The sequence below is a fragment of the Sphingomonas oligophenolica genome (genome assembly GCF_006438955.1).
GTDB classification, from domain to species: domain Bacteria; phylum Pseudomonadota; class Alphaproteobacteria; order Sphingomonadales; family Sphingomonadaceae; genus Sphingomonas; species Sphingomonas oligophenolica_A.
In genome coordinates, this window is the sequence record NZ_RCZK01000001.1 from 297,848 (window position 1) to 322,738 (window position 24,891).

General features: G+C 67.0%; 28 protein-coding genes. 11 read left to right on the top strand and 17 right to left on the bottom strand.

All coding sequences use genetic code 11. The annotated features are described in order from the left end of the window. The first annotated feature begins 152 nt into the window (after nt 1-152). Nucleotides 153-1,193, top strand: coding sequence for a Ppx/GppA phosphatase family protein (locus EAH84_RS01555; protein ID WP_140866633.1), 1,041 nt, complete (start codon nt 153-155; stop codon nt 1,191-1,193). Continuing rightward, a complete protein-coding gene (locus EAH84_RS01560; protein ID WP_140866636.1) occupies nt 1,190-1,873 on the top strand; it encodes an RlmE family RNA methyltransferase in 684 nt (227 codons plus the stop codon). The genes EAH84_RS01555 and EAH84_RS01560 overlap by 4 nt, the downstream gene beginning before the upstream one ends. A gap of 137 nt (nt 1,874-2,010) precedes the next feature. On the opposite strand, the gene rpoZ is transcribed toward EAH84_RS01560, so the two are convergent. Next, nucleotides 2,011-2,355, bottom strand: a complete 345-nt coding sequence (rpoZ, locus tag EAH84_RS01565) for a DNA-directed RNA polymerase subunit omega (RefSeq protein ID WP_140866639.1) — start codon at nt 2,353-2,355, stop codon at nt 2,011-2,013. A 116-nt stretch (nt 2,356-2,471) separates the two neighbouring features. Here rpoZ and EAH84_RS01570 point away from each other — a divergent pair, with 116 nt between their 5' ends. Next, the gene (locus EAH84_RS01570) at nt 2,472-3,644 is read left to right on the top strand and encodes a phospholipase D-like domain-containing protein (protein ID WP_140866642.1); all 1,173 of its coding nucleotides are present in this window, start codon (nt 2,472-2,474) and stop codon (nt 3,642-3,644) included. A gap of 18 nt (nt 3,645-3,662) precedes the next feature. Here the strand turns inward: EAH84_RS01570 and EAH84_RS01575 are convergent, their stop codons facing one another. After that, complete coding sequence (locus EAH84_RS01575; protein ID WP_140866645.1) at nt 3,663-4,277, bottom strand: class I SAM-dependent methyltransferase; 615 nt, start codon at nt 4,275-4,277, stop codon at nt 3,663-3,665. A 151-nt stretch (nt 4,278-4,428) separates the two neighbouring features. On the opposite strand from EAH84_RS01575, the gene EAH84_RS01580 reads away from it, so the two are divergent. From EAH84_RS01580 to EAH84_RS01590, 3 genes are all read left to right on the top strand, one after another. After that, entirely contained in the window at nt 4,429-4,827 is a 399-nt protein-coding gene (locus EAH84_RS01580; RefSeq protein ID WP_425326432.1) for an antibiotic biosynthesis monooxygenase, read from the top strand. Between the two features lie 74 nt (nt 4,828-4,901). Beyond that, entirely contained in the window at nt 4,902-6,179 is a 1,278-nt protein-coding gene (locus tag EAH84_RS01585; protein ID WP_140867289.1) for an MFS transporter, read from the top strand. A gap of 47 nt (nt 6,180-6,226) precedes the next feature. Further along, nucleotides 6,227-7,003 (top strand): MerR family transcriptional regulator, encoded by a 777-nt coding sequence (locus EAH84_RS01590; protein ID WP_140866648.1) that lies wholly within the window; start codon nt 6,227-6,229, stop codon nt 7,001-7,003. A gap of 115 nt (nt 7,004-7,118) precedes the next feature. Here EAH84_RS01590 and EAH84_RS01595 read toward each other — a convergent pair whose 3' ends face one another. The 3 genes from EAH84_RS01595 to EAH84_RS01600 form a co-directional block, all read right to left on the bottom strand. Continuing rightward, nucleotides 7,119-7,676 (bottom strand): fasciclin domain-containing protein, encoded by a 558-nt coding sequence (locus EAH84_RS01595; RefSeq protein WP_140866651.1) that lies wholly within the window; start codon nt 7,674-7,676, stop codon nt 7,119-7,121. A 104-nt stretch (nt 7,677-7,780) separates the two neighbouring features. Then, nucleotides 7,781-7,930: a hypothetical protein gene (locus EAH84_RS16045; protein ID WP_170209828.1), complete on the bottom strand. Its 150-nt coding sequence runs from the start codon at nt 7,928-7,930 to the stop codon at nt 7,781-7,783. 13 nt (nt 7,931-7,943) lie between these two features. Beyond that, nucleotides 7,944-8,813: a 3-hydroxybutyryl-CoA dehydrogenase gene (locus tag EAH84_RS01600; protein WP_140866654.1), complete on the bottom strand. Its 870-nt coding sequence runs from the start codon at nt 8,811-8,813 to the stop codon at nt 7,944-7,946. A 74-nt stretch (nt 8,814-8,887) separates the two neighbouring features. On the opposite strand from EAH84_RS01600, the gene EAH84_RS01605 reads away from it, so the two are divergent. Further along, nucleotides 8,888-10,012, top strand: a complete 1,125-nt coding sequence (locus EAH84_RS01605; protein ID WP_140866658.1) for a DUF1176 domain-containing protein — start codon at nt 8,888-8,890, stop codon at nt 10,010-10,012. On the opposite strand, the gene egtD is transcribed toward EAH84_RS01605, so the two are convergent. From egtD to gluQRS, 5 genes are all read right to left on the bottom strand, one after another. Next, entirely contained in the window at nt 10,009-10,986 is a 978-nt protein-coding gene (gene egtD, locus EAH84_RS01610) for an L-histidine N(alpha)-methyltransferase (protein ID WP_140866661.1), read from the bottom strand. The genes EAH84_RS01605 and egtD overlap by 4 nt on opposite strands. 1 nt (nt 10,987) lies before the next feature. After that, nucleotides 10,988-12,193: an ergothioneine biosynthesis protein EgtB gene (gene egtB, locus EAH84_RS01615; protein ID WP_241656422.1), complete on the bottom strand. Its 1,206-nt coding sequence runs from the start codon at nt 12,191-12,193 to the stop codon at nt 10,988-10,990. A 160-nt stretch (nt 12,194-12,353) separates the two neighbouring features. Then, nucleotides 12,354-12,917 carry a cob(I)yrinic acid a,c-diamide adenosyltransferase gene (locus EAH84_RS01620; protein WP_140866667.1) on the bottom strand — a complete coding sequence of 188 codons (564 nt, stop codon included), beginning with the start codon at nt 12,915-12,917 and terminating at the stop codon, nt 12,354-12,356. Nucleotides 12,918-12,953: 36 nt separating this feature from the next. Continuing rightward, nucleotides 12,954-13,184 (bottom strand): twin transmembrane helix small protein, encoded by a 231-nt coding sequence (locus EAH84_RS01625; RefSeq protein WP_140866670.1) that lies wholly within the window; start codon nt 13,182-13,184, stop codon nt 12,954-12,956. Next, nucleotides 13,181-14,071, bottom strand: coding sequence for a tRNA glutamyl-Q(34) synthetase GluQRS (gluQRS, locus tag EAH84_RS01630; protein ID WP_140866673.1), 891 nt, complete (start codon nt 14,069-14,071; stop codon nt 13,181-13,183). Before gluQRS ends, EAH84_RS01625 begins: the two co-directional genes overlap by 4 nt. A gap of 56 nt (nt 14,072-14,127) precedes the next feature. Between gluQRS and EAH84_RS01635 the strand changes: the two genes are divergently transcribed. Genes EAH84_RS01635 through ppc form a run of 3 tightly spaced genes read left to right on the top strand, consistent with a single transcriptional unit; the run spans nt 14,128 to nt 17,920 of the window. Then, entirely contained in the window at nt 14,128-14,694 is a 567-nt protein-coding gene (locus EAH84_RS01635) for an HNH endonuclease (RefSeq protein ID WP_140866676.1), read from the top strand. 10 nt (nt 14,695-14,704) lie between these two features. Then, nucleotides 14,705-15,163, top strand: coding sequence for a hypothetical protein (locus EAH84_RS01640; RefSeq protein WP_161978310.1), 459 nt, complete (start codon nt 14,705-14,707; stop codon nt 15,161-15,163). Nucleotides 15,164-15,217: 54 nt separating this feature from the next. Further along, nucleotides 15,218-17,920 carry a phosphoenolpyruvate carboxylase gene (gene ppc / locus EAH84_RS01645; protein WP_140866681.1) on the top strand — a complete coding sequence of 901 codons (2,703 nt, stop codon included), beginning with the start codon at nt 15,218-15,220 and terminating at the stop codon, nt 17,918-17,920. A 32-nt stretch (nt 17,921-17,952) separates the two neighbouring features. Here ppc and murA read toward each other — a convergent pair whose 3' ends face one another. The 6 genes from murA to EAH84_RS01675 form a co-directional block, all read right to left on the bottom strand. Next, nucleotides 17,953-19,236, bottom strand: coding sequence for a UDP-N-acetylglucosamine 1-carboxyvinyltransferase (gene murA / locus EAH84_RS01650; protein WP_140866683.1), 1,284 nt, complete (start codon nt 19,234-19,236; stop codon nt 17,953-17,955). Between the two features lie 69 nt (nt 19,237-19,305). Next, entirely contained in the window at nt 19,306-19,644 is a 339-nt protein-coding gene (gene clpS / locus EAH84_RS01655; protein ID WP_140867292.1) for an ATP-dependent Clp protease adapter ClpS, read from the bottom strand. Nucleotides 19,645-19,784: 140 nt separating this feature from the next. Beyond that, a complete protein-coding gene (gene phaP / locus EAH84_RS01660) occupies nt 19,785-20,573 on the bottom strand; it encodes a phasin family protein (protein WP_140866686.1) in 789 nt (262 codons plus the stop codon). A 99-nt stretch (nt 20,574-20,672) separates the two neighbouring features. Continuing rightward, nucleotides 20,673-22,358, bottom strand: coding sequence for a PHA/PHB synthase family protein (locus EAH84_RS01665; RefSeq protein WP_425326434.1), 1,686 nt, complete (start codon nt 22,356-22,358; stop codon nt 20,673-20,675). Between the two features lie 153 nt (nt 22,359-22,511). After that, complete coding sequence (locus tag EAH84_RS01670) at nt 22,512-23,198, bottom strand: hypothetical protein (protein WP_140866691.1); 687 nt, start codon at nt 23,196-23,198, stop codon at nt 22,512-22,514. A 73-nt stretch (nt 23,199-23,271) separates the two neighbouring features. Then, nucleotides 23,272-23,475, bottom strand: coding sequence for a hypothetical protein (locus EAH84_RS01675; RefSeq protein WP_140866694.1), 204 nt, complete (start codon nt 23,473-23,475; stop codon nt 23,272-23,274). Between the two features lie 77 nt (nt 23,476-23,552). Between EAH84_RS01675 and EAH84_RS01680 the strand changes: the two genes are divergently transcribed. After that, a complete protein-coding gene (locus tag EAH84_RS01680; RefSeq protein ID WP_140866697.1) occupies nt 23,553-23,933 on the top strand; it encodes a DUF3597 domain-containing protein in 381 nt (126 codons plus the stop codon). 15 nt (nt 23,934-23,948) lie between these two features. Here the strand turns inward: EAH84_RS01680 and EAH84_RS01685 are convergent, their stop codons facing one another. Then, entirely contained in the window at nt 23,949-24,857 is a 909-nt protein-coding gene (locus EAH84_RS01685) for a sterol desaturase family protein (RefSeq protein WP_140867295.1), read from the bottom strand. Nucleotides 24,858-24,891: the final 34 nt, after the last annotated feature.

Sequence of the window (24,891 nt, forward strand, 5' to 3'; positions counted from 1 at the left end):
ACAGCGGGGCGCGTCTAGGCGGGGGCGGGGGGAGTGTCAACGGGGCGCGCGCGCGGCTTGTCGCTGTGGCGGCGCTGCGCTACGATGGCGCCAAGCACCGAGAGGGCCGGCAGGGTCCGCGACGGCAGAACAGAACAGAAAGTGACACGGCGATGGGGGATCATTCCGCCCGACAGCCGTACCGGCAGGCTCCGCCTGCTCGTCCGGCGCCGATCCGGCCCCAGCGGGGGCGCTGGTCCGACGCGCAGGCGTTTGCCGCGCTCGACCTTGGCACCAACAATTGTCGGCTCCTGATCGCGCGACCGCAGGGCAGCGGGTTCGTGGTGATCGACGCGTTCTCGCGGATCGTCCGCCTCGGGGAAGGGCTGGCGACCACCGGCGCGCTGTCGGACGCCGCGATCGAGCGCACGATCGCGGCGCTCCGCGTGTGTTCGGACAAGCTGAAGCGACGCAACGTCACGCTGGCGCGATCGGTCGCGACCGAGGCGTGCCGCCGCGCGACCAACGGCGCGGCGTTCATCGCGCGCGCGCTGGCCGAGACTGGCATCCACCTCGATATCATCACCGCGGAGGAGGAAGCGCGGCTCGCGGTGCTCGGCTGCCATGCATTGATCGAACCGGGCGACGACCCCGCGCTGGTGTTCGATATCGGCGGCGGGTCTACCGAGCTGGTCCTGATCGACACATCGGGGCCGCTGCCCCGCGTGCTCGACTGGCATTCGACCCCCTGGGGCGTGGTGTCCCTCACCGAATTCGCTGGCCTCGGCACGACGCGCGATTCGCTCGCCGATACCTACGCCAAGATGCGCAGGACCGTCGCTGACAGCATGGCGGCGTTTGCGGCACGGCTGCCGCGGTCGGTGCGGTGCCCGCGGCTGCTCGGGACGAGCGGCACGGTGACCACGCTCGGCAGCGTCCATCTGAGGCTCAGCAGCTACGATCGATCGCTCGTCGACGGGCTGATCGTCCCGACTCGCGCGATGCGGCAGATCAGCAAGGATCTGTCGAAGATGACGCTTGCCGAACGCGCGACGCTACCGTGCATCGGCAACGAGCGCGCCGACCTGGTCGTTGCGGGCTGCGCGATCCTGGAGACGATCATGGATTTGTGGCCCGCCGAACGGCTGGGCATCGCGGACCGCGGGATTCGCGAAGGCATCCTAAAACGGCTGATGGGGAGCCCGCGGCCATGAGCAGGGGTGGTTCCGGCGGCAAGACCCGCGTCCTCACCGCGCGCAAGCGCACCGCGCAATCGACGCGCTGGCTCGAACGCCAGCTCAACGACCCGTACGTCAAGCGCGCGCGAGCGGAAGGCTATCGCAGCCGCGCCGCGTATAAACTGATCGAACTCGACGAGCGGTTCGGCTTCCTGAAGGGATCGCGCCGGGTGATCGATCTGGGGCTCGCGCCGGGGGGTTGGAGCCAGGTCGTGCGGCGGCAGGTGCCCAAGGCGGCGATCGTCGGAATCGACCTGTTGCCGGTCGACCCGATTGAGGGGGTGTCGATCCTGGAAATGGATTTCATGGTCGATGCCGCGCCCGACCGGCTGATCGAGACGCTGGGCGGCGCGCCCGATCTCGTGCTGTCCGATATGGCGGCAAACACTGTCGGGCATCCGCAGACCGACGCGCTGCGGACGATGGCGCTGGTTGAGGCCGCGCTGGCGTTTGCGATCGACGTGCTCGAACCCGGCGGGCATTTCGTCGCCAAGGTGTTTGCGGGCGGCGCCGATGCCGAGCTGGTCGCGGAAATGAAGCGCAACTTCACGACCGTGAAGCACGCCAAGCCGCCCGCGAGCCGCAAGGGATCGGTCGAATGGTTTGTCGTCGCGCAGGGGTTCAAGGGCCGCTTGGCACCGCGGACAGGCGACTGACGCCGCCGCACGCGCCAGGAAAGTTGCTCCGCGCAACCGCGGGTGACACCAAAACGCCGCGGGAATGACGCGGCGTCGGTCGAGCGGCGGATCGGTACCGGGAGGACAGGGATCAGCCAAGCCGACCCCTGGTCCGATCAGCCCTCGTAATCCGCGCCCAGATTCTGGTTGCGCGGCGGCGCGGCGGCGGTGAGACGGAGCGCCTCTGCCGACGCGGCCAGTGAGCCGATGTCGTCCGCCTCGTCGTCGTCATCGATCTGGACCTTCTGCAGCCCCGAAATAACCGACTCCTCGAGATGCTTGGGCTTGACGGTCTGCTCGGCGATCTCGCGCAGCGCGACGACCGGATTCTTGTCGCGATCGCGATCGATGGTCAAATCCGCGCCACCAGAAATCTGCCGCGCGCGCTGCGCCGCGAACAGGACGAGGTCGAACCGGTTGGGGATCTTGTCGACGCAATCTTCGACAGTGACGCGCGCCATGGACGCTTTCCTTCGCAAAATAACGATGAAATGAAGCGTCGATGCCTAGGCACTCGCGGTTGCCGAGTCAAGGAAAACACCTTGTCGCGGTCTCGCACCGCGTCCATCACCCCGGCATGAATGAGCCGCCCACACAGCCGAGTTTCACCGTCGACGGCACCCGCCTGACGCTCCTCGATACCGGGCCACGCCGCCTCGCCGCCTTGCTCGCGTTGATCGACGAAGCGTGCGACACGTTGCGGATCCTCTATTACATCTTCGCCGACGACGACACGGGCCGACGCGTCACCGACGCGCTGCTCGCGGCGGCGGCGCGCGGCGTGACGGTATCGCTGATCGTCGACGGCTTCGGCAGCGACGACACCGACGACGCCTTCTTCACACCGCTGCGAGAGGCGGGAATTGAAACCTGTCGTTTCTCCCCGCGATTTGGACGGCGTTATCTGCTCCGCAACCACCAGAAGCTCGCGCTTGCCGATGCTGGGCTCGAAGGTGCGCGGATCATCATCGGCGGGTTCAACGTCGAGGACGATTATTTCGGCACCCCCGATGACCAGGCTTGGCGCGACTTGGGATTGCTGGTGGAGGGGCCAGCAGCGGCCCGGATGGCGGATTATTTCGACGCGTTGCAGGATTGGGTGAAGCGCGATGCCGGCAAGCTGCGCCATCTCAACCGCGCGCTGTCCGACTTCAGCGAGGACAGCGGCGCGCTGCGCTGGCTGATCGGCGGGCCGACCAAACGGCTGTCGCCCTGGGCGCGCACCGTCCGCAACGACATGCGCAGCGCGACCCGAATCGACCTGATCGCCGCCTATTTCGCGCCGTCGCGAACGATGCTGAAGCGGCTCGACAAGGCGGGCAAGCGCGCCGCCGAGGTGCGTGTCGTCACCGCCGCCAAATCCGACAGCAACGTCACGATCGCGGCGGCGCGGTTCACCTATGCGGGGCTGTTGCGCAAGAACGTCAAGATCTTCGAATACCTGCCGACCAAGCTCCACACCAAATTATATGTCGTCGACGACGCGGTTTATATCGGGTCGGCGAATTTCGATATGCGCAGCCTGTTCATCAACTTGGAAATGATGCTGCGGATCAAGGATGCGGCGTTCGCGCGGCATGTGCGCGGCTATGTCGACGGCGAGATCGCCAAATCGCGGCCGATTACCCAGCAATGGTACAAGGACCACACCGGGCCGATCCAGCGGGTGAAACAATTCTTCGCCTATCTGACGATCGCGGTGGTCGATCCCGGCGTCTCGCGAGGGCTGAATTTCGGGGTCAGCGAGTAAGGGGCGCGCCGCGAACCGTCAGTCTTTCCACGCCCAATACAGCTGCGCTGGGGGCACGTTCCACCATTCCATGTCGTGGTCGATCTCGGTGAAGTTGGGGGTGAGGAAATCCTTCACCTTGGGACTGAACTGATAGACCAGGAATGCGCCGCCGATGCGAAGGACGCGATGCGTGGCGTAGCCGATTTCCTGGCCCACCCCAGGGGGGAGGGTCGAGAAGGGCAGCCCCGACAGCACATAGTCCACCGCGCCATGGCCCAGGTCTGCGACGATCTGCTCTACATCCGCCGCCGATCCGTGCACCGCGACGAAGCGCGAATCGCTGATCGTGTGATCGAGATAGCGGATGAAATCGGGGTTGGTGTCGATCGCGATCAGCGTCGCATCGGGCGCCATCCGTTCGAGGATCGGACGGCAGAAGGTGCCGACTCCAGGGCCGTATTCGACGAACACCTTGCACGCGCTCCAGTCGACCGGGGCGAGCATCTTGCGGATCAGCTTGTCCGACGACGGGATGATCGATCCGACCATCACCGGGTGCTTGAGGAAACCCTGAAAGAACATCCCCCAGGGCGAGGGCACTCCCGCGGGACGTATGCGTGAACGTCGCGCGGCGGTGGTCGAACTTGGCATCGGCTTCCTTGTCGATCGTGATCCCGCACGACGGCGAGGATATTTCCCCGTCGCACGAATGCCAAACGCGTTTCAAGGGCTGGGGTTGCGTCGACCTGATCGGGCGGCACCATCGGCTCGTGCCCCGCAGCCTTGGGCGTTGTCGTGAGCGATGACCGATCGGGCCATGCTGCGACTTGCCAGCGCCGCCGCAATCCCTAATCCCATAACCATGGACGCCACCCGCCACGGCCAGATCGCGGTCATCTTCGCCTCGCACCGCACTCGCGTGGATGCAGCAGGCTATGCGGAGGCGAGCGCGGCGATGGACGCGCTCGCGGCGCGGCAACCCGGCTATCGCGGCGTCGACAGCGCGCGCGGCGCGGACGGGTTCGGGATCACCGTCAGCTATTGGGCGGACGATGCCGCCGCGATCGCGTGGCGCGATCATCCCGGGCATGCCAGCATCCGCGATGTGGGCCGGGCGCGCTGGTACGACAGCTATTCGGTCGCGGTCGCGCGGGTCGAGCGCGGCTATCGCTGGACGTTGGACGAAAGCGCCGCGGCGTGACCGCCCCGACCCCCTCTTCGGTCCCCTCCCCTGCCCGCCCTCGGCTTCCAGGCTTCGACCGCAAGTTCGCGCTGATGTTTCTGGTGATGTTGACGATCGCGGCGGGGAACACCGCGCTGCAATCGGTGCTGCCCGCGCTCGGCCGTTCCCTCGGGGTCGCGGATCGCGCGGTCGCCGCAGCATTTTCGGTGTCGGCGCTGCTGTGGGTGATCTCCGCACCGTTCTGGGCGAATCGATCGGACCGGCACGGGCGGCGCACGATGATCCTGCTGGGAGTCGGCGGCTTTGCGGTCTCGCTGTCGCTGTGCGGGATATTCCTACTCGCCGGGATCAATGGCTGGATTTCGGGGACCGCGGCGTTCCTCGCCTTCATCGGAGGGCGGCTGATCTACGGCACCTTCGGATCGGCCGCGCCGCCCGCGGTCCAGGCGCTGGTCGCGGGCGAAACCACGCGCGAGGAGCGGACCAAAGCGCTGACGCTGCTGGCGAGCGCGTTCGGGTTGGGGACGATCCTGGGGCCGGCGATCGCGCCGTATTTGTTTCTCGGTCATCTCAGTGGAGTCGAGATCGGACTGGCGGGCCCCGCGTTCGTCTTCGCGCTATTCGGGGTGGGCGTGTGGATCACCGTCCGCGCGATGCTGCCCGACGATCGCACCGGCACCCACCCGCGCCGCCGATCGGGTCACGGTGCGAGCAGCGCGTATCCGTCGATCGGCGGCGCGCCGAGCGGCGCGAGCATCGCCGCCGCGACCCGGTCGCACAGCGAACCGGTCGGCTATCTCGACCCGCGCATCCGCGGCTGGATGATCGCGGGGCTGGTGATGGGCCACGCCCAGGCGATGACGAGCCAGGCAATCGGATTCCTGGTCATCGACCGGCTCCACGTTGCCCCAATCGCCGCGCTCGAGCCCACCGGAATCGTGCTGATGATGGGAGCGGGCGCCTCGCTGCTCGCCCAATGGGGCATCATCCCGTTGCTCAACCTCACCCCGCGGCAGCTCGTGCTCACTGGGCTGGTGTTCGCCGCGGCGGGCACCGCGCTGACCGGGCTGGCGACGTCGCTATACGGCATCGCGACCGCCTATGGCCTCGCGAGCCTGGGGTTCGGCTTCACCCGCCCCGGCTTCACCGCAGGATCGAGCTTGGCGGTCGGCACCGAGGCGCAAGGATCGGTCGCGGGCAAGGTCACCAGCGTCAACGGCGCCAGCTTCGTCCTCGGCCCCAGCATCGGGGTCGCGCTGTACGACGCGCAGCATTCGCTGCCGTATCTGGCCGCTGGCGCGGGGTGCGTCGTGATGATCGCCTACGCCTGGCTGTCGCTCAAGGATCGCGAGACCGGCGACCTCCCTTGATATTTCGGGCTTGCAGTTGACGCAGCGTCAACCGCTACATGAGTCGCATGACGACGATATTCGACATCGCGGAGGTGGCGACGCGCACCGGGATGACCGCGCGCGCGCTGCGGTTCTACGAGGCGCGCGGGCTGATCCGCCCGCTGCGCACCGCGAACGGGCGGCGAGTCTATGGCAGCGGTGACCTCGCGCGGCTGACCGCGATCGCGGCACTGAAGCGCGCGGAGTTTAGCCTTAGCGACATCGCGCGGTTGCTCGCGGGGCGCGAGGTCGACCTCGGGCGGCTCGTCACCGCGCAGCTCGACGCGCTCCAATCCCAGTCCGACCGCATCGCCGCCGCGCGCGCGATGCTGACGACGGTCAAGTCCCGCATCGATTCAGGTGAGCAGATCGATGTCGCGACCCTGTGCTCACTGATTCGACAAGGAGATACGCTGATGGAACACCAACACTGGAGCGGCGTCGCCGATCAGTACCTGAGCGAGGACGCCAAGCAGGATTTCGCCCGGACGCGCCAGGCGATGCCGAAAGACTGGGATCAAGCCGCCTACACCGCAACATGGGACGACCTCGTCGCACGGATCGAGGCCGCACTGCCGATGCGACCCGCCTCGCCCGAGGCGCAATCCTTCTATCGGGAATGGCAGGCGCTGCTGGAGCCGTTCACCGCGGTCGCGACCCCCGCGATGAAGCAGGGGGTAAGCAAGATGTACGACCATATCGACGAATGGAAAGGCGATCAGAAACCGCCGTTTTCTCCCGCCATCTGGGAATTCATCAAACAGGTTGGCGCGGCGCATTCCGCCGCGGAGGCGCGCGGCTGACCACCAAAATCGGGTCCGCCGGCAGTGCCGACGGACCCGACCCGACCGCCCGGTGGAACCAAGCGGTGATTTCCTTCGCCCGTCGTGAGCGACGCTGGGCGGAGGAAGCTGGCGATTAGGGCATCATGACCGTGTCGATGACGTGGATCATGCCGTTCGACTGGCGGACGTTGGCGATCGAGATCTTGCCGCGATGACCGTGGGTATCCATGATCGTCCAACCGCCCTTCGGCGATTTGGTGAAGCGCAACGAATCGCCTTCGACGGTCTTGTAGTTTGCGATCCCCTGATGCGCCTTGGCCTTCGCAGCGATCTGCGCAGCGGTGATCGTGCCCGGGATGACGTGATAGGTCAGGATCTTGGTGAGCGTCGCTTTGTTCTCGGGCTTCACCAGGGTGGCGACGGTACCCGCGGGCAGCTTGGCGAAGGCTTCGTTGGTCGGCGCGAAGACCGTGAACGGGCCGGGGCCCGACAGCGTGTCGACAAGCCCGGCGGCCTTCACCGCGGCGACCAGCGTCGTATGATCCTTCGAATTGACCGCATTTTCCACGATGTTCTTGGTCGGGTACATCGCGGCGCCGCCGACCATCGGGTTGGTCTGCGCATAGACGATGGCGGTGCCGCCCGCGGCCAGCGCAGCCGCGGCGAGCGTGGTGGTGATGAGCTTCTTCATAGGTGTCTCTCCGTTGTGAACAGCACGCCGGGTGAATGACCGGCGGTGTGTGCCGACAGGTACGGAGAGACTGGTCGAATCGATGCAGTCACCGCATCATCGGGTCATTCCTCGTCGGTACGGAGTTTGACTTTATTCGGTAATTTCTTGCCCTTGGTCCGCCGCGAGGGCAGCTGGACCGGGTTTTTCTTTTTCCATGCGGCGTAGGTCATCGGCCCGTCGGGGGTGTCGACGATGGTGTCGTCGATGCTCATCGCGTGTCTCCTGTCAGCGGGTGGGCTGGGGCGTATCGCCCGCATAATCGTAGAAGCCGCGCCCGGTCTTGCGCCCGAGCCAGCCCGCCTCGACATATTTCACCAGCAGCGGCGCAGGGCGGAATTTGGGATCGCCGGTGCCCTCGAACAGCACGCGCGTAATCTCCAGACAGGTATCGAGCCCGATGAAGTCGGCGAGCGTCAGCGGCCCCATCGGGTGGTTGAGGCCGAGCTGGCACGCGAGGTCGATGTCGCGGATCGTCGCGACGCCTTCGCCGAGCGCGAACACCGCCTCGTTGATCATCGGCATCAGCACGCGGTTGACGATGAAGCCCGGCGCGTCGTTGGCGCGCACCACCTGCTTGCCAAGCGCGGCGGCATAGGTTTCGATGTGCGTCACGGTGTCGTCGGCGGTCGCGAGCCCGCGGATCACCTCGATCAGCCCCATCACCGGCACCGGATTGAAGAAATGAACGCCGATGAAGCGCGCGGGATCGGGCGACGCCTGCGCGAGCCGGGTGATCGGGATCGAAGAGGTGTTCGACGCCAGGATCGCGGTCGCGCCGAGCACCGCGCCGACATCCTTGAAGATCGCGCGCTTGATCTCTTCGCGCTCGGTCGCCGCCTCGATGACAAGCTGGCATGCGCCCATCGCACCGACGTTCTCGACTGCCTCGATCCGCTCAAGCGTGCGGTCACGCGTCGCGGCGTCGATCTTTTCCTTGTCGACCGCACGCGCGAGTTGCTTGGCGATTCCCGCCTTGCCCGTCTCGGCGCGGTCCTTCGACACATCGCTCAGCAGCACGCGATAACCCGCCGCGGCGGACACCTGCGCGATTCCCGCGCCCATCTGCCCCGCGCCGATCACACCAATCGTCTGCATTGTCGGTCTCCGTTCGAACATTCGTGTTGCGCCGCGCCCTATCGGCTTTGCCGCGAGCGGGCTATGTGTTCGCGATGCGTGTCTACCCCCTCATCGCGCTGGCGGCGCTGTCCTGTTCTCCGGCGGCGAAGAGCGATGGCCCCGATGCGGCGGCCAACACTGTCGCTGCGTCTTCGCCTCTCCCGGTCGCGTCCCCGACGGCCTCGCCAGGAATAGTGCCCGTAACCGACACCGCCGTCGCGCGGCACCTCGGCGAACTGACGACGTTCGGCGATTGGACGATCGGTTGCGACAATGCGCGCGCGTGCCAGGCGAATGCGCTGGTCCCCGAGACCGACGATCGCGACGGCTATCTGCTGCTGCTGATTGAGCGCGGCGGCGCGCCCGATGCGCCTGCGCGGTTGATCGTGCCGATCGGCAAGACGCCGCCTACGCACGCGATGCTGACCGTGGACGGCAAGCCCTTCGCCCCGCTCTCCGGCACTGGCGATACCGCGACGCTGACGCTGGACCGCGCGCGCGCAGCGGCGCTGGCCAATGGCAAGACCGTCGCGCTCACGACACCGACCGGCACGCCGATCGCGACCGTCTCGCTCGCCGGGCTCGCGGCATCGCTGCTCTATATGGATGCGCAACAGCAGCGTGTCGGCACGACCAGCGCATTGCGCAAGCCCGGCGCTGGCACCGCGCCCGCGGAGCTGGCGCTGCCTGTCATCAGCATGCCGCCGCCGTCGACCGCAAAACCGGCCACGCTCTCGGTGGCCGCCGCGACCAAATTGATCGGCCCCGACAATGCGTTTTGCGATTATGCGATCGGCCCGATCGAGCCCGAAGCGCACCGGATCGACGCGACCCACAGCCTGGTGCTGGTCGCGCACCCGTGCGGCAATGGCGCGTATAATCTGTTCAGCAGCGCCTTCGTCGTCGAAGATAGCGGGAACGCTACCCCAGCACGCTTCGACGCGCCGCCGGGGATCGCGGAAGAGGACAAAGGCGACATCATCAACGCGGACTGGGACGCCAAGGCGCACCGGTTGACGACATACGGCAAGGGCCGCGGAATCGGCGATTGCGGCACGATCCAGGCGTTCGCGTGGGACGGCACCCGCTTTCGCTTGGTCGAGCAGTCCGCGATGGGCGAATGCCGCGGCTCGATCGACTATATTCCGGTCTGGCGCGCGCGCACCGCAACCCGTTAGGGCGCGGGCCGTTCTGCTTGCGCCTCGGCGAGATACAGCGCGAACCGGTCGCCGGGGTCGGTCCACATCGCGACCGGGGTCCAGCCGCCGGACCTCAGCAGGATGCGCGCGTCGCGGGTGCCGTATTTATGGCTGTTTTCGGTGTGGATCGTCTCGCCCGCCGGAACCGTGAAGTCGTTCCCCGCCACGGTGAACGCCACGTCACGGGTTGCTTCGAGGTGCATCTCGATCCGCGCGCGATCGTCGTTCCAGATCGCGCGATGGCGGAAGGCGTCGACCGGGATCGTGCCTTCGAGCTCGCGATTGATGCGATCGAGAAGGTTGAGGTTGAACGCCGCGGTTACGCCTGCGGCATCGTCATAGGCGGACATCAAGGTGGACTCGTCCTTGATCCGATCCATCCCGATCAGCAGCATTGCGCCTTCCCCGAGCGATTCGCGCATCGAGCGGAGCAGGTCGACCGCCTGGCGCGGGATCATGTTGCCGATCGTCGAGCCCGGAAAGAAGCCGAGCTTGGGCGCATCCGCGATCGTCCGCGGCAGCGTCAGCGGCTTCATGAAATCCGCCTCGAACGGCAGCACCAGCAGATCGGGAAACTGGCGCGACAGCGTCTTCGACGATTCGCGCAGGAAATCGCCCGAAATGTCGATCGGGACATAGGCCGACGGCGCCACCGTGCGCAGCAGGATCGGAGTCTTCACCGACGATCCCGACCCGAATTCGACCACTGCGCGGCCGGTTCCCGCGATCGTCGCAACTTCCGGGCAGGCGCGCTCGAGGATCGCGCGTTCGGTGCGGGTCGGGTAATATTCGGGAAGCTCGGTGATCTCTTCGAACAATTCGGAGCCGCGGCGATCGTAGAACCAGCGCGCGGGGATGGCGCGCGGACGTCGCGCCAGCCCGGCCAGCACGTCGGCGCGGAACTGCGGATCGGCGAGCGACTGGTCGCCGTCTTCGATTTCGCGTTTCAGCATGTCAAAGATCCTTCGCCAGCCTGACGCCGGTGAATTGCCAGCGCTGGTGCGGATAGAAGAAGTTGCGATAGCTGGCGCGGGCATGCCCGCGCGGGGTCGCGCAGCTGCCGCCGCGGAGCACGAACTGCCCGCTCATGAACTTGCCGTTATATTCGCCGACCGCGCCCTCGACCGGAGTGAAGCCGGGATAGGGGCGATAGGCGCTGCCGGTCCATTCCCACACGTCGCCGAAAAACGCGGGGCGATCAACCGAGGGGCGCGGTTCGACGGGGCCAGCGTCGTCCATGAAATTGCCCGTGCGCGGATCATGACCCGCGGCGGCGGCCTCCCATTCGGCCTCGGTCGGCAATCGCACCCCGGCCCAGCTGGCATAGGCATCCGCCTCGTAAAAGCTGACATGCGTGACCGGCGCGGCGGGATCGAGCGCGCGGCGACCGTCGAGCCCGAAGCGCGTCCACGCGCCATCGACCTGCTCCCAATAGAGCGGTGCGTCGATCGCATCGGCCTTTACCCAGGCCCAGCCATCGGACAGCCAGTGACGCGGGTCGCGGTAACCGCCATCGGCGATGAACGCCGCCCATTCGCCGTTGGTCACCGTCCGATCGGCGATCGCATGCGGCAGGAGCAGCGCCTGGTGCCGCGGCCCTTCGCAATCGAACGCGAAATCCTCGGCGGAACCGCCGTGCCCGATCTCGACCACCCCGCCATCGTGCGCGATCCAGCCGATCGGGCCGGGCATTTCGACCGGCACCTTGCGCGGCGCGCGCCAGAGCGCGGGTTCGAGCGGGTTTTCGGCAAACAGGTGGAGGATGTCGGTGACGAGCAGTTCCTGATGCTGTTCCTCGTGATGGCACCCCAGCACCACCAGATCGCGCGCCGCGTCGGGCAATGTCGGCAGCGCCGCGAGCAGCGCCGCATCGACATGTGCGCGATACTCCCGCACCTCGTCGAGCGTCGGGCGCGTCACCATCCCGCGGCGATCACGCGCGTGGCGCTTGCCCTCCGCCTCGTAATAGCTGTTGAACAGGAACGGCCAGCGTTCGTCGTGCTGGCGATACCCCGCGACGTGATCGCGCAGCACGAAGGTTTCGAAGAACCACGTCGTGTGCGCGAGATGCCATTTGGCGGGGCTGGCGTCGATCATCGACTGGACGGTGGCGTCGGCATCGCTGAGCGGCGCGGCGAGCGCGAGGCTGAGGCTGCGCACCCCGGCGACGCGATCGTGGAGCGTCGACCGATCGTTCGGCGAACGCGCGGTACTGGCGGATGCGGGCTTGGCGGGGGCGGGGGCGGCCTTGGGCATGTCGTCTCCTCGCGTCGTCCGCGAATCGTGTATCAGAATCCCGATCGACCTGCGTTGCCGTGGGTCAACGCGTCGCGCCGGGAACCCAGAGAACGTCGCCCGCACCGGTTTTGTTCACGTGCCGTGCCGCGACGAACAAGTAATCCGACAGACGGTTGAGATAGGTGACGGCGGCGGGATTGGCGGCCACGCCCAATCCGACGGCATTCCGCTCCGCGCGGCGGACGATGGCGCGCGCGAGATGCAGCGCCGCGCCCGCTGTGCCGCCGCCCGGCAGGATGAAGCTCGCGAGCGGGGTGAGGCCGGCGTTCATCGCGTCGATCTCGTGTTCGAGCCGGTCGACCTGCGCGGGCACGATCCTGAGCGTCATCGCGCTCGGGGTGAAATCGTCGCCGGGGGTGGCGAGGTCGGCGCCACAATCGAACAGGTCGCTTTGAATCCGCATCAGCGCGGTGGCGGCATCGCCCGCGCCCAAGGCTGCGACCGCGACGCCGATCGCGCTGTTGGCTTCGTCGACATCGCCGATCGCCGCCATCCGCGCATCCGCTTTCGACACGCGCGACCCGTCGACCAGCCCGGTCGTCCCGGCGTCACCCGTGCGGGTGTAAATCTTGTTGAGCTTGACCAGCGTGTTGCCCCCCGGCTTGGATATCGGTCGCGCGCGTCAATTGTGGCCGGCGAGCATCATGATCGCGACGACGATCGTAATCGCCAGCGCCTGGAAGAATATCCGTTGCTGCATCATGCGGTTCGATTTCATCGACGCCGGACTTGGCCCTTCGCCGTTGCGGACCGATTCGGTCCCTTCCTGCAGGAACGACACGACGCCGCGCACCAGCGCGACCACGGTCGCGATCATCGCGGCCACGAGCAGGATCGAGAGGAAGATCGTCATAGCTCGAATGTAGTCGGTTGAGGCGATTTCGCAATGGTCGCGCGCAGCCGCGCGGCGAGCGCCGATCCGTCCACCCCACCCTCACGCAACGCCGCGAGACTCGGCGCGCCGCGGCGCTTGGCGAGGCGTTCGCCGTTGGTGTCGGTCAAGAGCGGGTGATGATGATAGCGCGGGGTCGGCAGGTCGAGCAGCGCCTGGAGCAGGCGATGGACATGCGTCGCCGCAAACAGGTCGACCCCGCGGACGATGTCGGTCACGCCCTGCGCGGCGTCGTCGACGGTTACCGCGAGGTGATAGGAGGCGGGTGCATCCTTGCGCGCCAGGATGACGTCGCCCTGCGGCGTGGGATCGGCAACCACCTCCCCCGCGATCGCATCGTGCCAGCGCAGGCCGGGGGGAACCGCATCAAGCGCCTGGGCAAGATCGAGCCGCCAGCAATGCGCCTCCGCCATCCGCGCCCCGCGTTCGTCGGGGGTGAGCACGCGGCACGTCCCCGGATAGGCCGGGCCTTCGGATCCATGCGGCGCCGACAGGCTCGCCGTGATCGCCGCGCGGGTGCAGAAGCACGGATAGACCAGCCCCCGCCGCCGCAACCGATCGATCGCCGCGGCGTACAGGTCGAGCCGCGCCGACTGGAACACCACATCGTCCCACGTTAGCCCCAGCCACGCGAGATCGGCGAGGATCGCATCGACATGGTCGGGGCGGCTGCGGGTGCCGTCGATGTCTTCGATCCGCAGCAGGAACCGTCCGCCGGTCTCGCGCGCGATATCGTGCGCCAGAATCGCCGAATAGGCATGGCCTTCGTGGAGCAGCCCGGTCGGGCTCGGCGCGAAGCGGGTGACGCACGCCGCCCCTTGACCGCGAATCGCTCGCCGTGCTGTCATGATGCGGTCATCCTGATCGGCGACACGCCGCGAAGGTAGCCGAGTGAGGAAGGGCCGTGTTTCATCCCGATCTGATCCGTCATCCCGATGCGTGTCCAACTCTCGTGCTGAATGCCGATTATACGCCGCTGTCCTATTATCCGCTGAGCCTGTGGCCGTGGCAGACCGCGATCAAGGCGCTGTTCCTCGACCGCGTCGATGTCGTCGCGCATTACGAGCGCGAGGTGCACAGCGCCAACCTGTCGATGAAGCTGCCTTCGGTCATCGCGCTCAAACATTATGTCAGGCCATCGGCGTTTCCCGCGTTCACCCGGTTCAACCTGTTCCTGCGCGATCGATTCGCGTGCCAATATTGCGGGCATCCGCGCGATCTGACGTTCGATCACGTCGTGCCGCGCGCGCAGGGTGGGCGCACCACGTGGGAGAATGTCGTCACCGCCTGCGCGCCGTGCAACCTCAAGAAGGGCGGGCGAACCCCCAAACAGGCATCGATGCCGCTGCATATCGATCCGATCCGCCCGACCAACTGGCATCTTCAGGAACATGGCAAGAGTTTCCCCCCCAACTATCTGCACGACACCTGGCATGACTGGCTCTATTGGGACATCGAACTCGAAGCCTGATGGAGTAGTTATGCGATCGATGGCAGGTCTGGTGCTGATCGGCGCAGCGTTGCTGGCTGGATGCGGCCAATCGGCGGACGAGGCCAAGGCGGTGGCGGATGCGAATGCGAACGCGGCGGGGTTCACCCCGCCCGCGGTGATGTCGCGGATCGATTTCGGCTCGTCGATGGATCGCCGGTTCCGCCAGCTAGATCTTAACACCGACGATCGTCTGACCCCCGACGAACTGCCCCGCCGCACCGCGCGGCTGAGACGGCTCGACAAGGACGGCAACGGGTCGGTCAGCCCGATCGAGTTCAGCGAAGGCACGTTGAAACGGTTCGACGCGATGGACCTCAACCACGACAGCACCGTCACCTCAGAGGAGCATCAGGCGTGGCGCGACGCGAACCGCGCGCGCGGCGATGTACCGACCGGCGGCGATTCGGTCGGCGACGCGCTCGAGAACCGGATTGCCACCCCCGACTAGCTGACGCGCTCACAACGGTTGACCCTGCGCCTGTCGCAGCGCAGCATTAGCGTCATGGCCAGCCTCCCCCGGATCGAAAACAACGCGGATGTCCGCTTCCTCGGCGCGAAGCTGGGCGAGGTGATCCGGGCCTATGGCGGCGATGCGCTGTTCGATGCGACCGAGGCGATCCGCAAGGCATCGGTCGATCGCGCACGCGACCACGCCAACGGGCAGGACGGGCTGGGCAACCGCGCCGCGCTCGACCTCGGGCTCGGCAAGCTCGACCTTGACGAGACGCTCGATTTCGTCCGCGGGTTCATGCTGTTCTCGATGCTCGCCAACCTCGCCGAAGATCGCCAGGGCATCGCCGCCGAACCGGATGCGGATTTCGCCTCCGCAGTCGCGACGCTCGAACGCGAAGGGCTCGACCATGCCGCGATCGCCGACCTTCTGGCGCACGCGCTGATCGCGCCGGTGCTGACCGCGCACCCGACCGAGGTGCGGCGCAAGAGCATGATCGATCACAAGAACCGGATCGCCGAGCTGATGCAGCTCAAGGATACGGGGCGTAAGGAAACCCCTGATGGTGACTCAATCGACGACGCCATCCTGCGCCAGATTGCGCTGCTGTGGCAGACCCGGGTGCTGCGGCGCGAGAAGCTGTACGTCACCGACGAGGTCGAGACCGCGCTCAGCTACCTGCGCGACGTGTTCCTGCCCACGCTGCCCGCGCTCTACCAGCGCTGGGATCGTGCGTTCGGAGAGCGGGTGCCGTCGTTCCTGCGCCCCGGCAGCTGGATCGGCGGCGACCGCGACGGCAATCCCTTCGTCACCGCCGACAGCCTGCGTACCGCTCTCAGGCGGTCGAGTGAGGCGGTGCTCGGCCATTATCTCGACCAGTTGCACGCGCTGGGCGCCGAACTGTCGATATCGAGCGAGCATGCCGCCATCGACGACGCGGTGGTCGCGCTGGCCGAGGCGAGCGGCGACGCGGCCCCGACCCGCGCCGACGAGCCCTATCGCCGCGCGCTGTCGGGCCTCTACGCGCGCCTGGCCGCGACGTATCTGGCGATTACGGGAAAGGCACCTGCGCGCGGCGGCCATCTGGTCGGCGAGCCTTATGCCAATCCGCAGGCGTTCCGCCGCGATCTCGCGGCGCTCGCGCACGCGCTGTCCGCGAACAGTCCGCTGCGCAGCGGCGGCGCGCTCGGGCGGTTGATCCGGTCGGTCGAGACCTTTGGCTTCCACCTCGCGACGCTCGATATGCGCCAGAACAGCGCGGTCCACGAACGCGTCGTCGCCGAACTGCTCACGGTTGCGGGGGTCGAGGCGGATTACCTGTCGCTCGACGAAGCCGCGCGCGTCGCGTTGCTGCGCCGCGAACTCGCCTCGCCGCGCCTGCTGGCGAGCCGCTTCACCACTTATTCGGACGAGACGACGGGCGAACTCGCGATCCTCGCCGCCGCCGCCGAGGCGCACGCGACCTACGGCCCGCAGTGCATCACCAACTACATCGTCTCGATGGCCGAATCGGTCAGCGACCTGCTCGAAATCAACCTGATGATGAAGGAGGTCGGGCTCTACACCCCCGGTCGGACGCCGGATGACCCGCCGGTCGCCGCGATCATGGCGGTGCCGTTGTTCGAGACGATCGGCGATCTGGAGGCCGCGCCCGCGGTGATGACCGACTGGTTCGCGCTGCCCGAAACCGCCGCGATCGCGCAGCGCCGCGGCCATCAGGAAGTGATGATCGGTTATTCGGATTCGAACAAGGACGGCGGCTATCTCACCTCGACGTGGAGCCTGTTCCAGGCGTCGACCGCGCTGAAGCCGGTGTTCGAGGCGGCGGGCGTCGGCATGCAGTTGTTCCATGGCCGCGGCGGCGCGGTCGGGCGCGGCGGCGGGTCAGCCTTTTCCGCGATTCGCGCGCAGCCGCCGGGCACCGTCCAGGGCCGGATCCGGATCACCGAACAGGGCGAGGTGATCGCCGCCAAATATGGCAGCCGCGACACCGCGATGACCAATCTGGAAGCGATGGCGTCGGCGACCCTGCTCGCCAGCCTGGAGCCGGCGCGGCTGTCGAACGCCGATAACACCGATTTCCAGGCGGCGATGGCGACCATGAGCGACACCGCGTTCCACGCGTATCGCGACCTGGTCTATGGCACCAAGGGGTTCCGCATCTTCTTTCGCCAGATGACCCCGCTGGCCGAGATCGCGGGGCTCAAGATCGGCAGCCGTCCGGCGAGCCGCAAGAAATCCGATCGCATCGAGGATTTGCGCGCGATCCCCTGGGTGTTCAGCTGGGCACAGGCGCGCACGATGCTGCCCGGCTGGTACGGGGTCGGGCAGGCGATCGCGGCATTTCCGGACAAAGCGCGGCTCGCCGACATGGCGGAGGGCTGGCCGTTCTTCGCCGCCGCGCTCGCCAATATGGAAATGGTGCTCGCCAAATCGGACATCGCGATCGCCGAACGCTATGCGCAGCTGGTGGAAGATCCAGCGTTACGCGATCCGATCTTCGGGCGGATCCGCGATGCCTGGTACCAGACCCGCGACGGCCTGCTGACGGCGACGGGGCAATCGCGGCTGCTCGAAAAACACCCCGCGCTCGATGCCTCGATCCGGCTGCGGCTGCCGTATATCGAGCCACTCAACCTGCTCCAGATCGAACTGATGAAGCGCCACCGCGCGGGCGAAGATGACCCGCGGATTGGCGAGGGCATCCTGCTGTCGATCAACGCGATCGCGACCGCGCTGCGGAATTCGGGGTAGGCAATCCTTCTCCCAAGGGGAGAGATTGAGCGTTACCCGTCGCTGGCGCGTTCGATGTCGGCGCCGACCGCCTGGAGTTTTTCTTCGAGCCGCTCGTAGCCGCGGTCGAGGTGATAGACGCGCGCGACCTTGGTCTCGCCATCCGCCACGAGCCCCGCGAGGATCAGGCTCATCGAGGCGCGGAGATCAGTGGCCATCACCGGCGCGCCGACCAGCCGGTCGACCCCGCGCACGATCGCGGTGCGCCCGCTGACCTGGATATCCGCGCCCATCCGCGCGAGTTCGGGGACGTGCATGTAGCGGTTTTCGAAGATGGTTTCGGTCAGCACGCTCGCGCCGTCGGCCTTGCACAGCATCGCCATGAATTGCGCCTGCATGTCGGTCGCGAAGCCCGGAAAAGGCGCGGTCGAGAGCGTCAGCGGCTTAAGCGGCGCGTCCGCGGTGATCGTTACCCCGCCCTTGCGTTCCTCGACGGTGACCCCCGCCTCGATCAGCGCATCGAGCGTCGCGCGCATGTCGACACCGTTCGCGCCGACCAGGTCGAGGCTGCCCCCGGTGATGGCGGCGGCACAGGCATAGCTGCCCGCCTCGATCCGGTCGGGCATCACCGCATAGGTCGCGCCGTGCAAGCGATCGCGGCCCTCGATCGTGAGCGTCTCGGTGCCGATCCCGTCGATCGAGGCGCCCATCGCGACGAGGCAGCGGCACAGGTCGACGATTTCGGGTTCGCGCGCGGCGTTGTCGATGACGCTGGCGCCTTTCGCCAGCACCGCAGCCATGACGACATTCTCGGTCGCGCCGACCGAGACGATCGGGAAGCGATAGCGCCCGCCCGACAAGCGGCCGCCGGGCGCGACCGCCTTGACGTAGCCCGCCGCCATTTCGAGCTCGGCGCCGATCGCCTCGAGCGCGCGGAGGTGAAGGTCGATCGGGCGGTTGCCGATCGCGCAGCCGCCGGGGAGCGAGACGGTCGCCTCGCCCGCGCGCGCCAGCACCGGGCCGAGCACGAGGATCGACGCGCGCATTTTGCGCACGATGTCGTAGGGCGCCTCGGTCGAGGTCAGCCGTCCGGCGCGGATCGTCATGACGCGCCCGAAATCCTCGGGCCGCGTCCCCTCGATCGCGGTCGAGGCACCCAGTTGGTTGAGCAGATGCCCGAACCCGTCGACATCGGCGAGCCGCGGCAGGTTGCGCAGCGTCAGCGGTTCGTCGGTCAGCAGCGCGCATGGCATCAGCGTCAGCGCGGCATTCTTCGCGCCCGAAATCGGTACGCGGCCGGCAAGGCGGCGTCCGCCGCGGATCAGGATATGGTCCATCGCGCCGGGTCTAGCGATGCATGCCAAAGGCGCAAGGACACGCGCTCGCCCCGCACCTACGCCGAGGGTTCACGCCTTTTCGAGCGTGCATTGCAGCGGGTGCTGGTGCTGGCGCGCGAAGTCCATCACCTGCCCGACCTTGGTCTCGGCGACCTCGTAGCTGAAGGTGCCGCAGATCCCGACGCCCTTCTGGTGGACGTGAAGCATCACCCGCGTCGCCGCCTCCATGTCCATCCGGAAAAAGCGCTGGAGGCACAGGACGACGAATTCCATCGGGGTGTAATCGTCGTTGAGCATCAGCACCCGATAGGGCGTCGGCTGTTTGGTGCGGGTGCGCGTCTTGGTCGCGAGCCCAGTGCTCCCGTCGGCGCCGCCGTCGTCGTGATCGGCATCGCGACGCTCGGCCATCATGGTCGGTGTGATTGTCATTGCGGTCCGGAAAATATGGCATCGGGGGCGCCGGGGGCAAGCCCTAACACGCGAAAAGGGCGACCGCATCGCTGCGACCGCCCGATCGGACCCGTTGCCGGGCAGTAATCGACGCGCGGTTACGCGGCGATCTTGATCTTCTCGGCGGCGAGCGAGACGCGGTTCGAGATCGGCTGTGCGACCTCGCCCGCCAGCTTCAGCATCGCTTCGGTCGACTTGGAGGTGTGCGCCACCATCATGTCGAACGACGAGCGGACGAAATCGCTCTGCAGCTTCATGAAGTCGGTCGGCGACTTGACCGAGGCCAGCTTCTTGGCGGCGGCGGTCGCGTCTTCGAACGAGGTCTTGGCATAGGCGACGGCGTCCTGGCTCATCGCTTCGATGCCCTTGGCCGCGATCTTCGACGATTCGACGATCGCCTCGATGTTGCCCTTCGAGAAATCGTTGATCTCGCCGAACATCTTCTGGCTCTTGTCGACCGCGGTCTTGGTGCGCTCGTTGGCCTGGGCGATCATGTCCTTGGCCTTGTCGGTGGTGGTCTTCATCGCGTCCATCATCTTGTCCTTCTTGGCTGGCGCCGCGGTCGCGGCAATGGGGTTACGGGTCTTGGTGGCAGCTTTGCGCGCGGCCGGTTTCCGCTTGGCTGGGGTCAGCTTGGCGGTTTTCGGCTTGGCAGCCTGCTTCTTGGCGACCGACCGCGTCTTGGTTGCGGTGGCCGCTGGCTTGGCGGGTGCCGGATCGGCCTTGGGCGCCGCGGCGGCGGGCGCCGGCTTGGCGTCGGGCTTAACGGCGGGCTTGTCTGCGTCGGGCTTCGCGGCCTCGGGCTTCGCAGCGGGAGCGACCGCAGCCCTGGACTCGGGCGTCGCGACCGGGGTCGCGGGCTTGGCGGTCGTGTCGGTATCGGCCATCGGTGCAGTCTCCAGCTCTATGCTGCGATGCACCATAAGCGCATTCGGATCGCAGTGCAACAATTAATGTTGCACTGCACCAAAATCGTCGCGGCGGCGCTAGCGTGCCCGGACGTACTCGCCGGGTGCATCGCCGAGCGACGGCAGCGCGCCGGTGCCGGGGACCCGCGCGCGCTTGGCGGGAACCTGATCGCCACCATCGCGCGCGCGGAGCCAGTCGAGCCAGTCGGGCCACCAGCTGCCCTTGGTCTCGGTCGCGCCCGCGACGAAGTCGTCGAGCGTGTCGACCGCCTCGGCATTGGTCCAATATTGGTATTTCTGCTGCGCGGGCGGGTTGACGACCCCTGCGATATGCCCCGACCCCGCGAGCACGAACTTCATCGGGCCGCGGAAGATCCGGGTCATCGCCCACACGCTGTCGGCGGGCGCGATATGATCCTCGCGACCGGCCTGGATATACGAGGGGGTGGCGACCGTCGTCAGATCGATCGGCACGCCGTCGACGACCATGCCGCCCGGGGTCGCAAGGCGGTTGTCGCGATAGAGATCGGTCAGATAGCCAAGGTGCCATTTGGCGGGCAGGTTGGTGGTGTCGCCGTTCCAGTGGAGCAGGTCGAACGGCGCATAATCGGCGCCGAGCAGGTAGTTGTTGGTAACGTAGTTCCAGATCAGGTCGCGCCCGCGCAGCAGGTTGAAGGTCATCGCCATGTAGCGCCCGTCGAGGAACCCGTCGGGCGACAGCGAGGCGACCAGCTTTAACTGTTCGTCATCGACGAAATGCTGGAGCTCGCCCGCCTGCGCGAAATCGACCTGCGCGGTAAAGAACGTGGCGCTCGCGACCTTGTCGGCCTCATCCCGTGCGGTGAGCAGCGCGAGCGTCGCGGCGAGCGTCGTCCCCGCGACGCAATAACCGATGGTGTGGACCGCGGGAACATCCAGCGCGCTGCGGATGGTGTCGATCGCGTCGACCTGCGCGGCGATGTAATCGTCCCAGATCACGTCCTTCATGCTGGCGTCGGCGGATTTCCACGAGACCATGAACACGGTGATGCCCTGGTCGACACACCAGGCGATGAAGCTTTTTTCGGGCGTCAGATCGAGGATGTAGAAGCGGTTGATCCACGGCGGGAAGATGACGAGCGGGGTGGCGAGGACGTTCGGCGTCGTCGGGGTGTATTGGATCAGTTCGTACATCGGCGTGCGATGGACGACCTTGCCCGGGGTCATCGCCAAATTGCGCCCGACCTCGAACGCGTCCGGATCGACATGCGTCAGCTGGCCCTTGTCGATGTCGGCGAGCATGTGCTGGAGCCCGTCGAGCAGATTCTGCCCTTTGGTCTCGATCGTCTTCGCGATCACCTCCGGGTTGGTCACCGCGAAGTTCGACGGGCTCATCGCGTCGACGAAGCCGCGCGCGGCGAAGCGGATTTGCTCCTTTTGCTTGGGCGCGACGCCGTCGAGCGCGTCGACCTGGCTCAGCATCTGGTCGGCGATCAGGTGATAGCTGCGGCGGACCCAGTCGAAATAGGGCTGGTCGCGCCACGCCGCCGCCTTGAACCGCTTGTCGCGCGCGCGTTCGGGGGGTTCGTCGGCGGCGGGCGGCGCGGCGCCGGGATCGAGGAAGCGTTGCCACAGCGTCAGGCTGTCGGTCCAGAAATCGGTCGCGCGGCGAATCGTGTCGGGATCGTTGAACCCGGGCACCACCGGCCACGGCGCGGCATCGGCAGTCGCGGGGGTGGCGGTGCCCATCCCGTGCTCCATCATCATTTGCTGCGCGCGCCCCATCACCCAGGTCCAGTGCTGGAGATCGGGCAGCGAGGGCGTTGACCCCGACGGTGCGGAAGGCGGTTCGGGGGGTAGTGGTACGTTGGGCGGGGCCTTGTCGCGGGCCATCGATCCTCTCCTGGACGCGCCGGTGGGCGACGACATTGACGACCTTTACACGGAATCGAGGATTTGCTCAGCCCCGTCATAGGGCCAGTCACCCGGACTACCGGCGGGCACCGGCGCGGGCGCGTCCGCGCTGCGGACCCAGCCCGGCGGTATCCAGTCCTCGCCGAGCCGGGTCCAGCCCGCGGCGAGGCGCTTGGCATCGGTGTGGCGGGCGAGGGCATCGAGCTTGACCTGGAGCGCGGCATCGGTTTCGGCGGCGGTCGCGGCGCGATACGCCTTGCGCGCGCGCAATTCATCGCGCACCTCGCGTTCGATCCGTTTGCGTTCGAGCTTGTGCAACCGGCGTCGACCGAAGCCGGGATTTGGGCCGTATTTCTTGGGCTTGGCGCCCTGAAGCAGCAGCCGCAGGATCGCATCCGAACGCTTCAATCGGGTACCGACCACCTCGCCGCGATAGACGATCGGTTCCTCGACCCCGACGACGCCGCGTTCCCAGGCGTGGAGTTCGATGCCGGTCGACACCATATGGAGCGCGAGGTCGCATTGCTTCGCGAATTCCTTGTCGCGCGCCTGGTGATTATAGATCGTCTGATGCGACACCCCCGCGCGCCGCGCGGCGTCGCGGAGGCACCCGCACTTCTGGAGCGCGTCGAGAAAGACCTGGCGAAGCTTGCCGTCGAACGCGTCGTGGCGGAGTTTCGCGCGCGGCGAAACGATGAGCTGATCGGGCATACATCCTCCTGTCGGTCGCGCGGAATTTAACCCAATGGGTTCGATGTAGGACAGCACCGAATGACGCCGAGGTTCAGGCCGCGTGCCAGGCTGCGATCGTGCCGACGAGCGACAGCGCGAGCAGCGCTGCGAGGCGCGAGAAGCCGAGCCAGAAGGCGGAGCGGTCGTCGCCCTGGCGCTGCAGCCGGGTGCCGAGCACTTCGTGCGCGTGCCAGCTGTGCCAGACCATCCAGCCGAGGATCGCGTCCGCGACCAGGAAGGGGAGGATGAGCGCCATCGTCGCGCCGCACGATAGGCGCGGGTCCGAGTTGCGGCCAGCCGCGTTATCCCGCCATCACGAAGGAGAACAACGCCATGAGTATTTTCGGTTCGATCAAGGATGCGATCTTCGGTCATCCCGCGGTGAAGGACGCGGCCCCTACGCCGACGTCAACGCCCGCCGCTTCGCCCGCACCGGTTGCCGCCGCCCCGGCTGCGCCACCCCCGCCCGCCGCGCCGAAGGTGATCGATGCCGATGCGGCGCTCGAGAAGATCGCGGCGTCGAAGGGCAATCCCGGCCTGAACTGGAAGACGTCGATCGTCGATCTGATGAAGCTGATCGGGATGGATTCGAGCCTCGATCACCGCCAGCAGCTCGCCGACGAATTGGGCTATACCGGCGAGAAGAACGGATCGGCGGAGATGAACATGTGGCTCCACGACAAGGTGATGGAGCGGATCCGCACCGGCCAGTAACCGGGCATCGATCGCTCACGCCGGCGGCGGCGCAGTCTGGTCGGGCTGGGTCGCCGCCCAGCGCGCCCGGATCGTCGCGCTGGTGTCGCGGCTGCCGTCGTGGCTCCAGCCGGGCGGGCGGGCGATATAGCCCCATTTGGCGGCGAGGCCGGGCGCGTTGCGGACGTCGCGCGCGATCCCGACCCATTCGTGGAACGCCGCCCAGAGCAGCGAGAAGCTGCCGAGGTTCTTGACGATGCCGTAGCGCGGACGATCGTCGTCGCGTTCGGGCTCGAACGTCCCGAACAGGCGATCCCACACGACGAAAACGCCCGCGTAATTGCGATCGAGATAGCGTGCGTTGGTGGCGTGGTGGACGCGGTGGTGCGAGGGGGTGTTCATCACCGCCTCGACCCAGCGCGGCAGCCGCCCGACCAGCTCGGTATGGATCCAGAACTGATAGACCAGGTTGATCGCGGTGACGAAGAAGATCATCGCGGGCGGAAAGCCGATCAGGAACAGCGGCACCCGGAACAGGAAGTTCAAACTGACGAAGCCGGTCCAGGTCTGCCGGAGCGCGGTCGACAGGTTATAATGCTGGCTGGAATGGTGGATGACGTGGCTTGCCCAAAACCAGCGGACGCGGTGCGCCGAACGGTGGAACCAATAATAGCAGACATCGTCCGCGACGAATGCGACGACGAACCCATACCAGTGCCAGCCGATATCGAAGACGCGGAACCGCCACAGCCACGTCGCGAGCGCGAACACCGCGCCCGCCGACAGCGCGCCCGCGATCGTGCTGCCGAGTCCCAGCGCGAGGCTGGTCAGCGTGTCGCGCGGTTCGTAGCGGTCGCGTGCCCTGACCCGCGCGACGAGCATTTCGGCGAGCACGAGCAGGACGAACGCGGGCACCGCATACTGAACGGGATCGGGCAGCGACATGCCGGTCGACGGCATCGGCGTTCTCCTGCGGCGC

Bases quoted from the DNA above. Each gene is read 5' to 3' on its own strand.
- phaP (WP_140866686.1), bottom strand. From the start codon at position 20,573: ATGGCCGATACCGACACGACCGCCAAGCCCGCGACCCCGGTCGCGACG.
- egtD (WP_140866661.1), bottom strand. From the start codon at position 10,986: ATGCTGAAACGCGAAATCGAAGACGGCGACCAGTCGCTCGCCGATCCG.
- EAH84_RS01590 (WP_140866648.1), top strand. From the start codon at position 6,227: ATGACGACGATATTCGACATCGCGGAGGTGGCGACGCGCACCGGGATG.
- EAH84_RS01625 (WP_140866670.1), bottom strand. From the start codon at position 13,184: ATGACGATCTTCCTCTCGATCCTGCTCGTGGCCGCGATGATCGCGACC.
- EAH84_RS01675 (WP_140866694.1), bottom strand. From the start codon at position 23,475: ATGGCGCTCATCCTCCCCTTCCTGGTCGCGGACGCGATCCTCGGCTGG.
- ppc (WP_140866681.1), top strand. From the start codon at position 15,218: ATGGCCAGCCTCCCCCGGATCGAAAACAACGCGGATGTCCGCTTCCTC.
- rpoZ (WP_140866639.1), bottom strand. From the start codon at position 2,355: ATGGCGCGCGTCACTGTCGAAGATTGCGTCGACAAGATCCCCAACCGG.
- EAH84_RS01570 (WP_140866642.1), top strand. From the start codon at position 2,472: ATGAATGAGCCGCCCACACAGCCGAGTTTCACCGTCGACGGCACCCGC.
- murA (WP_140866683.1), bottom strand. From the start codon at position 19,236: ATGGACCATATCCTGATCCGCGGCGGACGCCGCCTTGCCGGCCGCGTA.
- EAH84_RS01640 (WP_161978310.1), top strand. From the start codon at position 14,705: ATGCGATCGATGGCAGGTCTGGTGCTGATCGGCGCAGCGTTGCTGGCT.
- EAH84_RS01575 (WP_140866645.1), bottom strand. From the start codon at position 4,277: ATGCCAAGTTCGACCACCGCCGCGCGACGTTCACGCATACGTCCCGCG.
- EAH84_RS01585 (WP_140867289.1), top strand. From the start codon at position 4,902: ATGTTTCTGGTGATGTTGACGATCGCGGCGGGGAACACCGCGCTGCAA.
- EAH84_RS01665 (WP_425326434.1), bottom strand. From the start codon at position 22,358: ATGGGGCGCGCGCAGCAAATGATGATGGAGCACGGGATGGGCACCGCC.
- EAH84_RS01555 (WP_140866633.1), top strand. From the start codon at position 153: ATGGGGGATCATTCCGCCCGACAGCCGTACCGGCAGGCTCCGCCTGCT.
- gluQRS (WP_140866673.1), bottom strand. From the start codon at position 14,071: ATGACAGCACGGCGAGCGATTCGCGGTCAAGGGGCGGCGTGCGTCACC.
- EAH84_RS16045 (WP_170209828.1), bottom strand. From the start codon at position 7,930: ATGAGCATCGACGACACCATCGTCGACACCCCCGACGGGCCGATGACC.
- EAH84_RS01680 (WP_140866697.1), top strand. From the start codon at position 23,553: ATGAGTATTTTCGGTTCGATCAAGGATGCGATCTTCGGTCATCCCGCG.
- EAH84_RS01595 (WP_140866651.1), bottom strand. From the start codon at position 7,676: ATGAAGAAGCTCATCACCACCACGCTCGCCGCGGCTGCGCTGGCCGCG.
- EAH84_RS01605 (WP_140866658.1), top strand. From the start codon at position 8,888: ATGCGTGTCTACCCCCTCATCGCGCTGGCGGCGCTGTCCTGTTCTCCG.
- EAH84_RS01685 (WP_140867295.1), bottom strand. From the start codon at position 24,857: ATGTCGCTGCCCGATCCCGTTCAGTATGCGGTGCCCGCGTTCGTCCTG.
- EAH84_RS01580 (WP_425326432.1), top strand. From the start codon at position 4,429: ATGACCGATCGGGCCATGCTGCGACTTGCCAGCGCCGCCGCAATCCCT.
- EAH84_RS01560 (WP_140866636.1), top strand. From the start codon at position 1,190: ATGAGCAGGGGTGGTTCCGGCGGCAAGACCCGCGTCCTCACCGCGCGC.
- clpS (WP_140867292.1), bottom strand. From the start codon at position 19,644: ATGGCCGAGCGTCGCGATGCCGATCACGACGACGGCGGCGCCGACGGG.
- EAH84_RS01600 (WP_140866654.1), bottom strand. From the start codon at position 8,813: ATGCAGACGATTGGTGTGATCGGCGCGGGGCAGATGGGCGCGGGAATC.
- EAH84_RS01670 (WP_140866691.1), bottom strand. From the start codon at position 23,198: ATGCCCGATCAGCTCATCGTTTCGCCGCGCGCGAAACTCCGCCACGAC.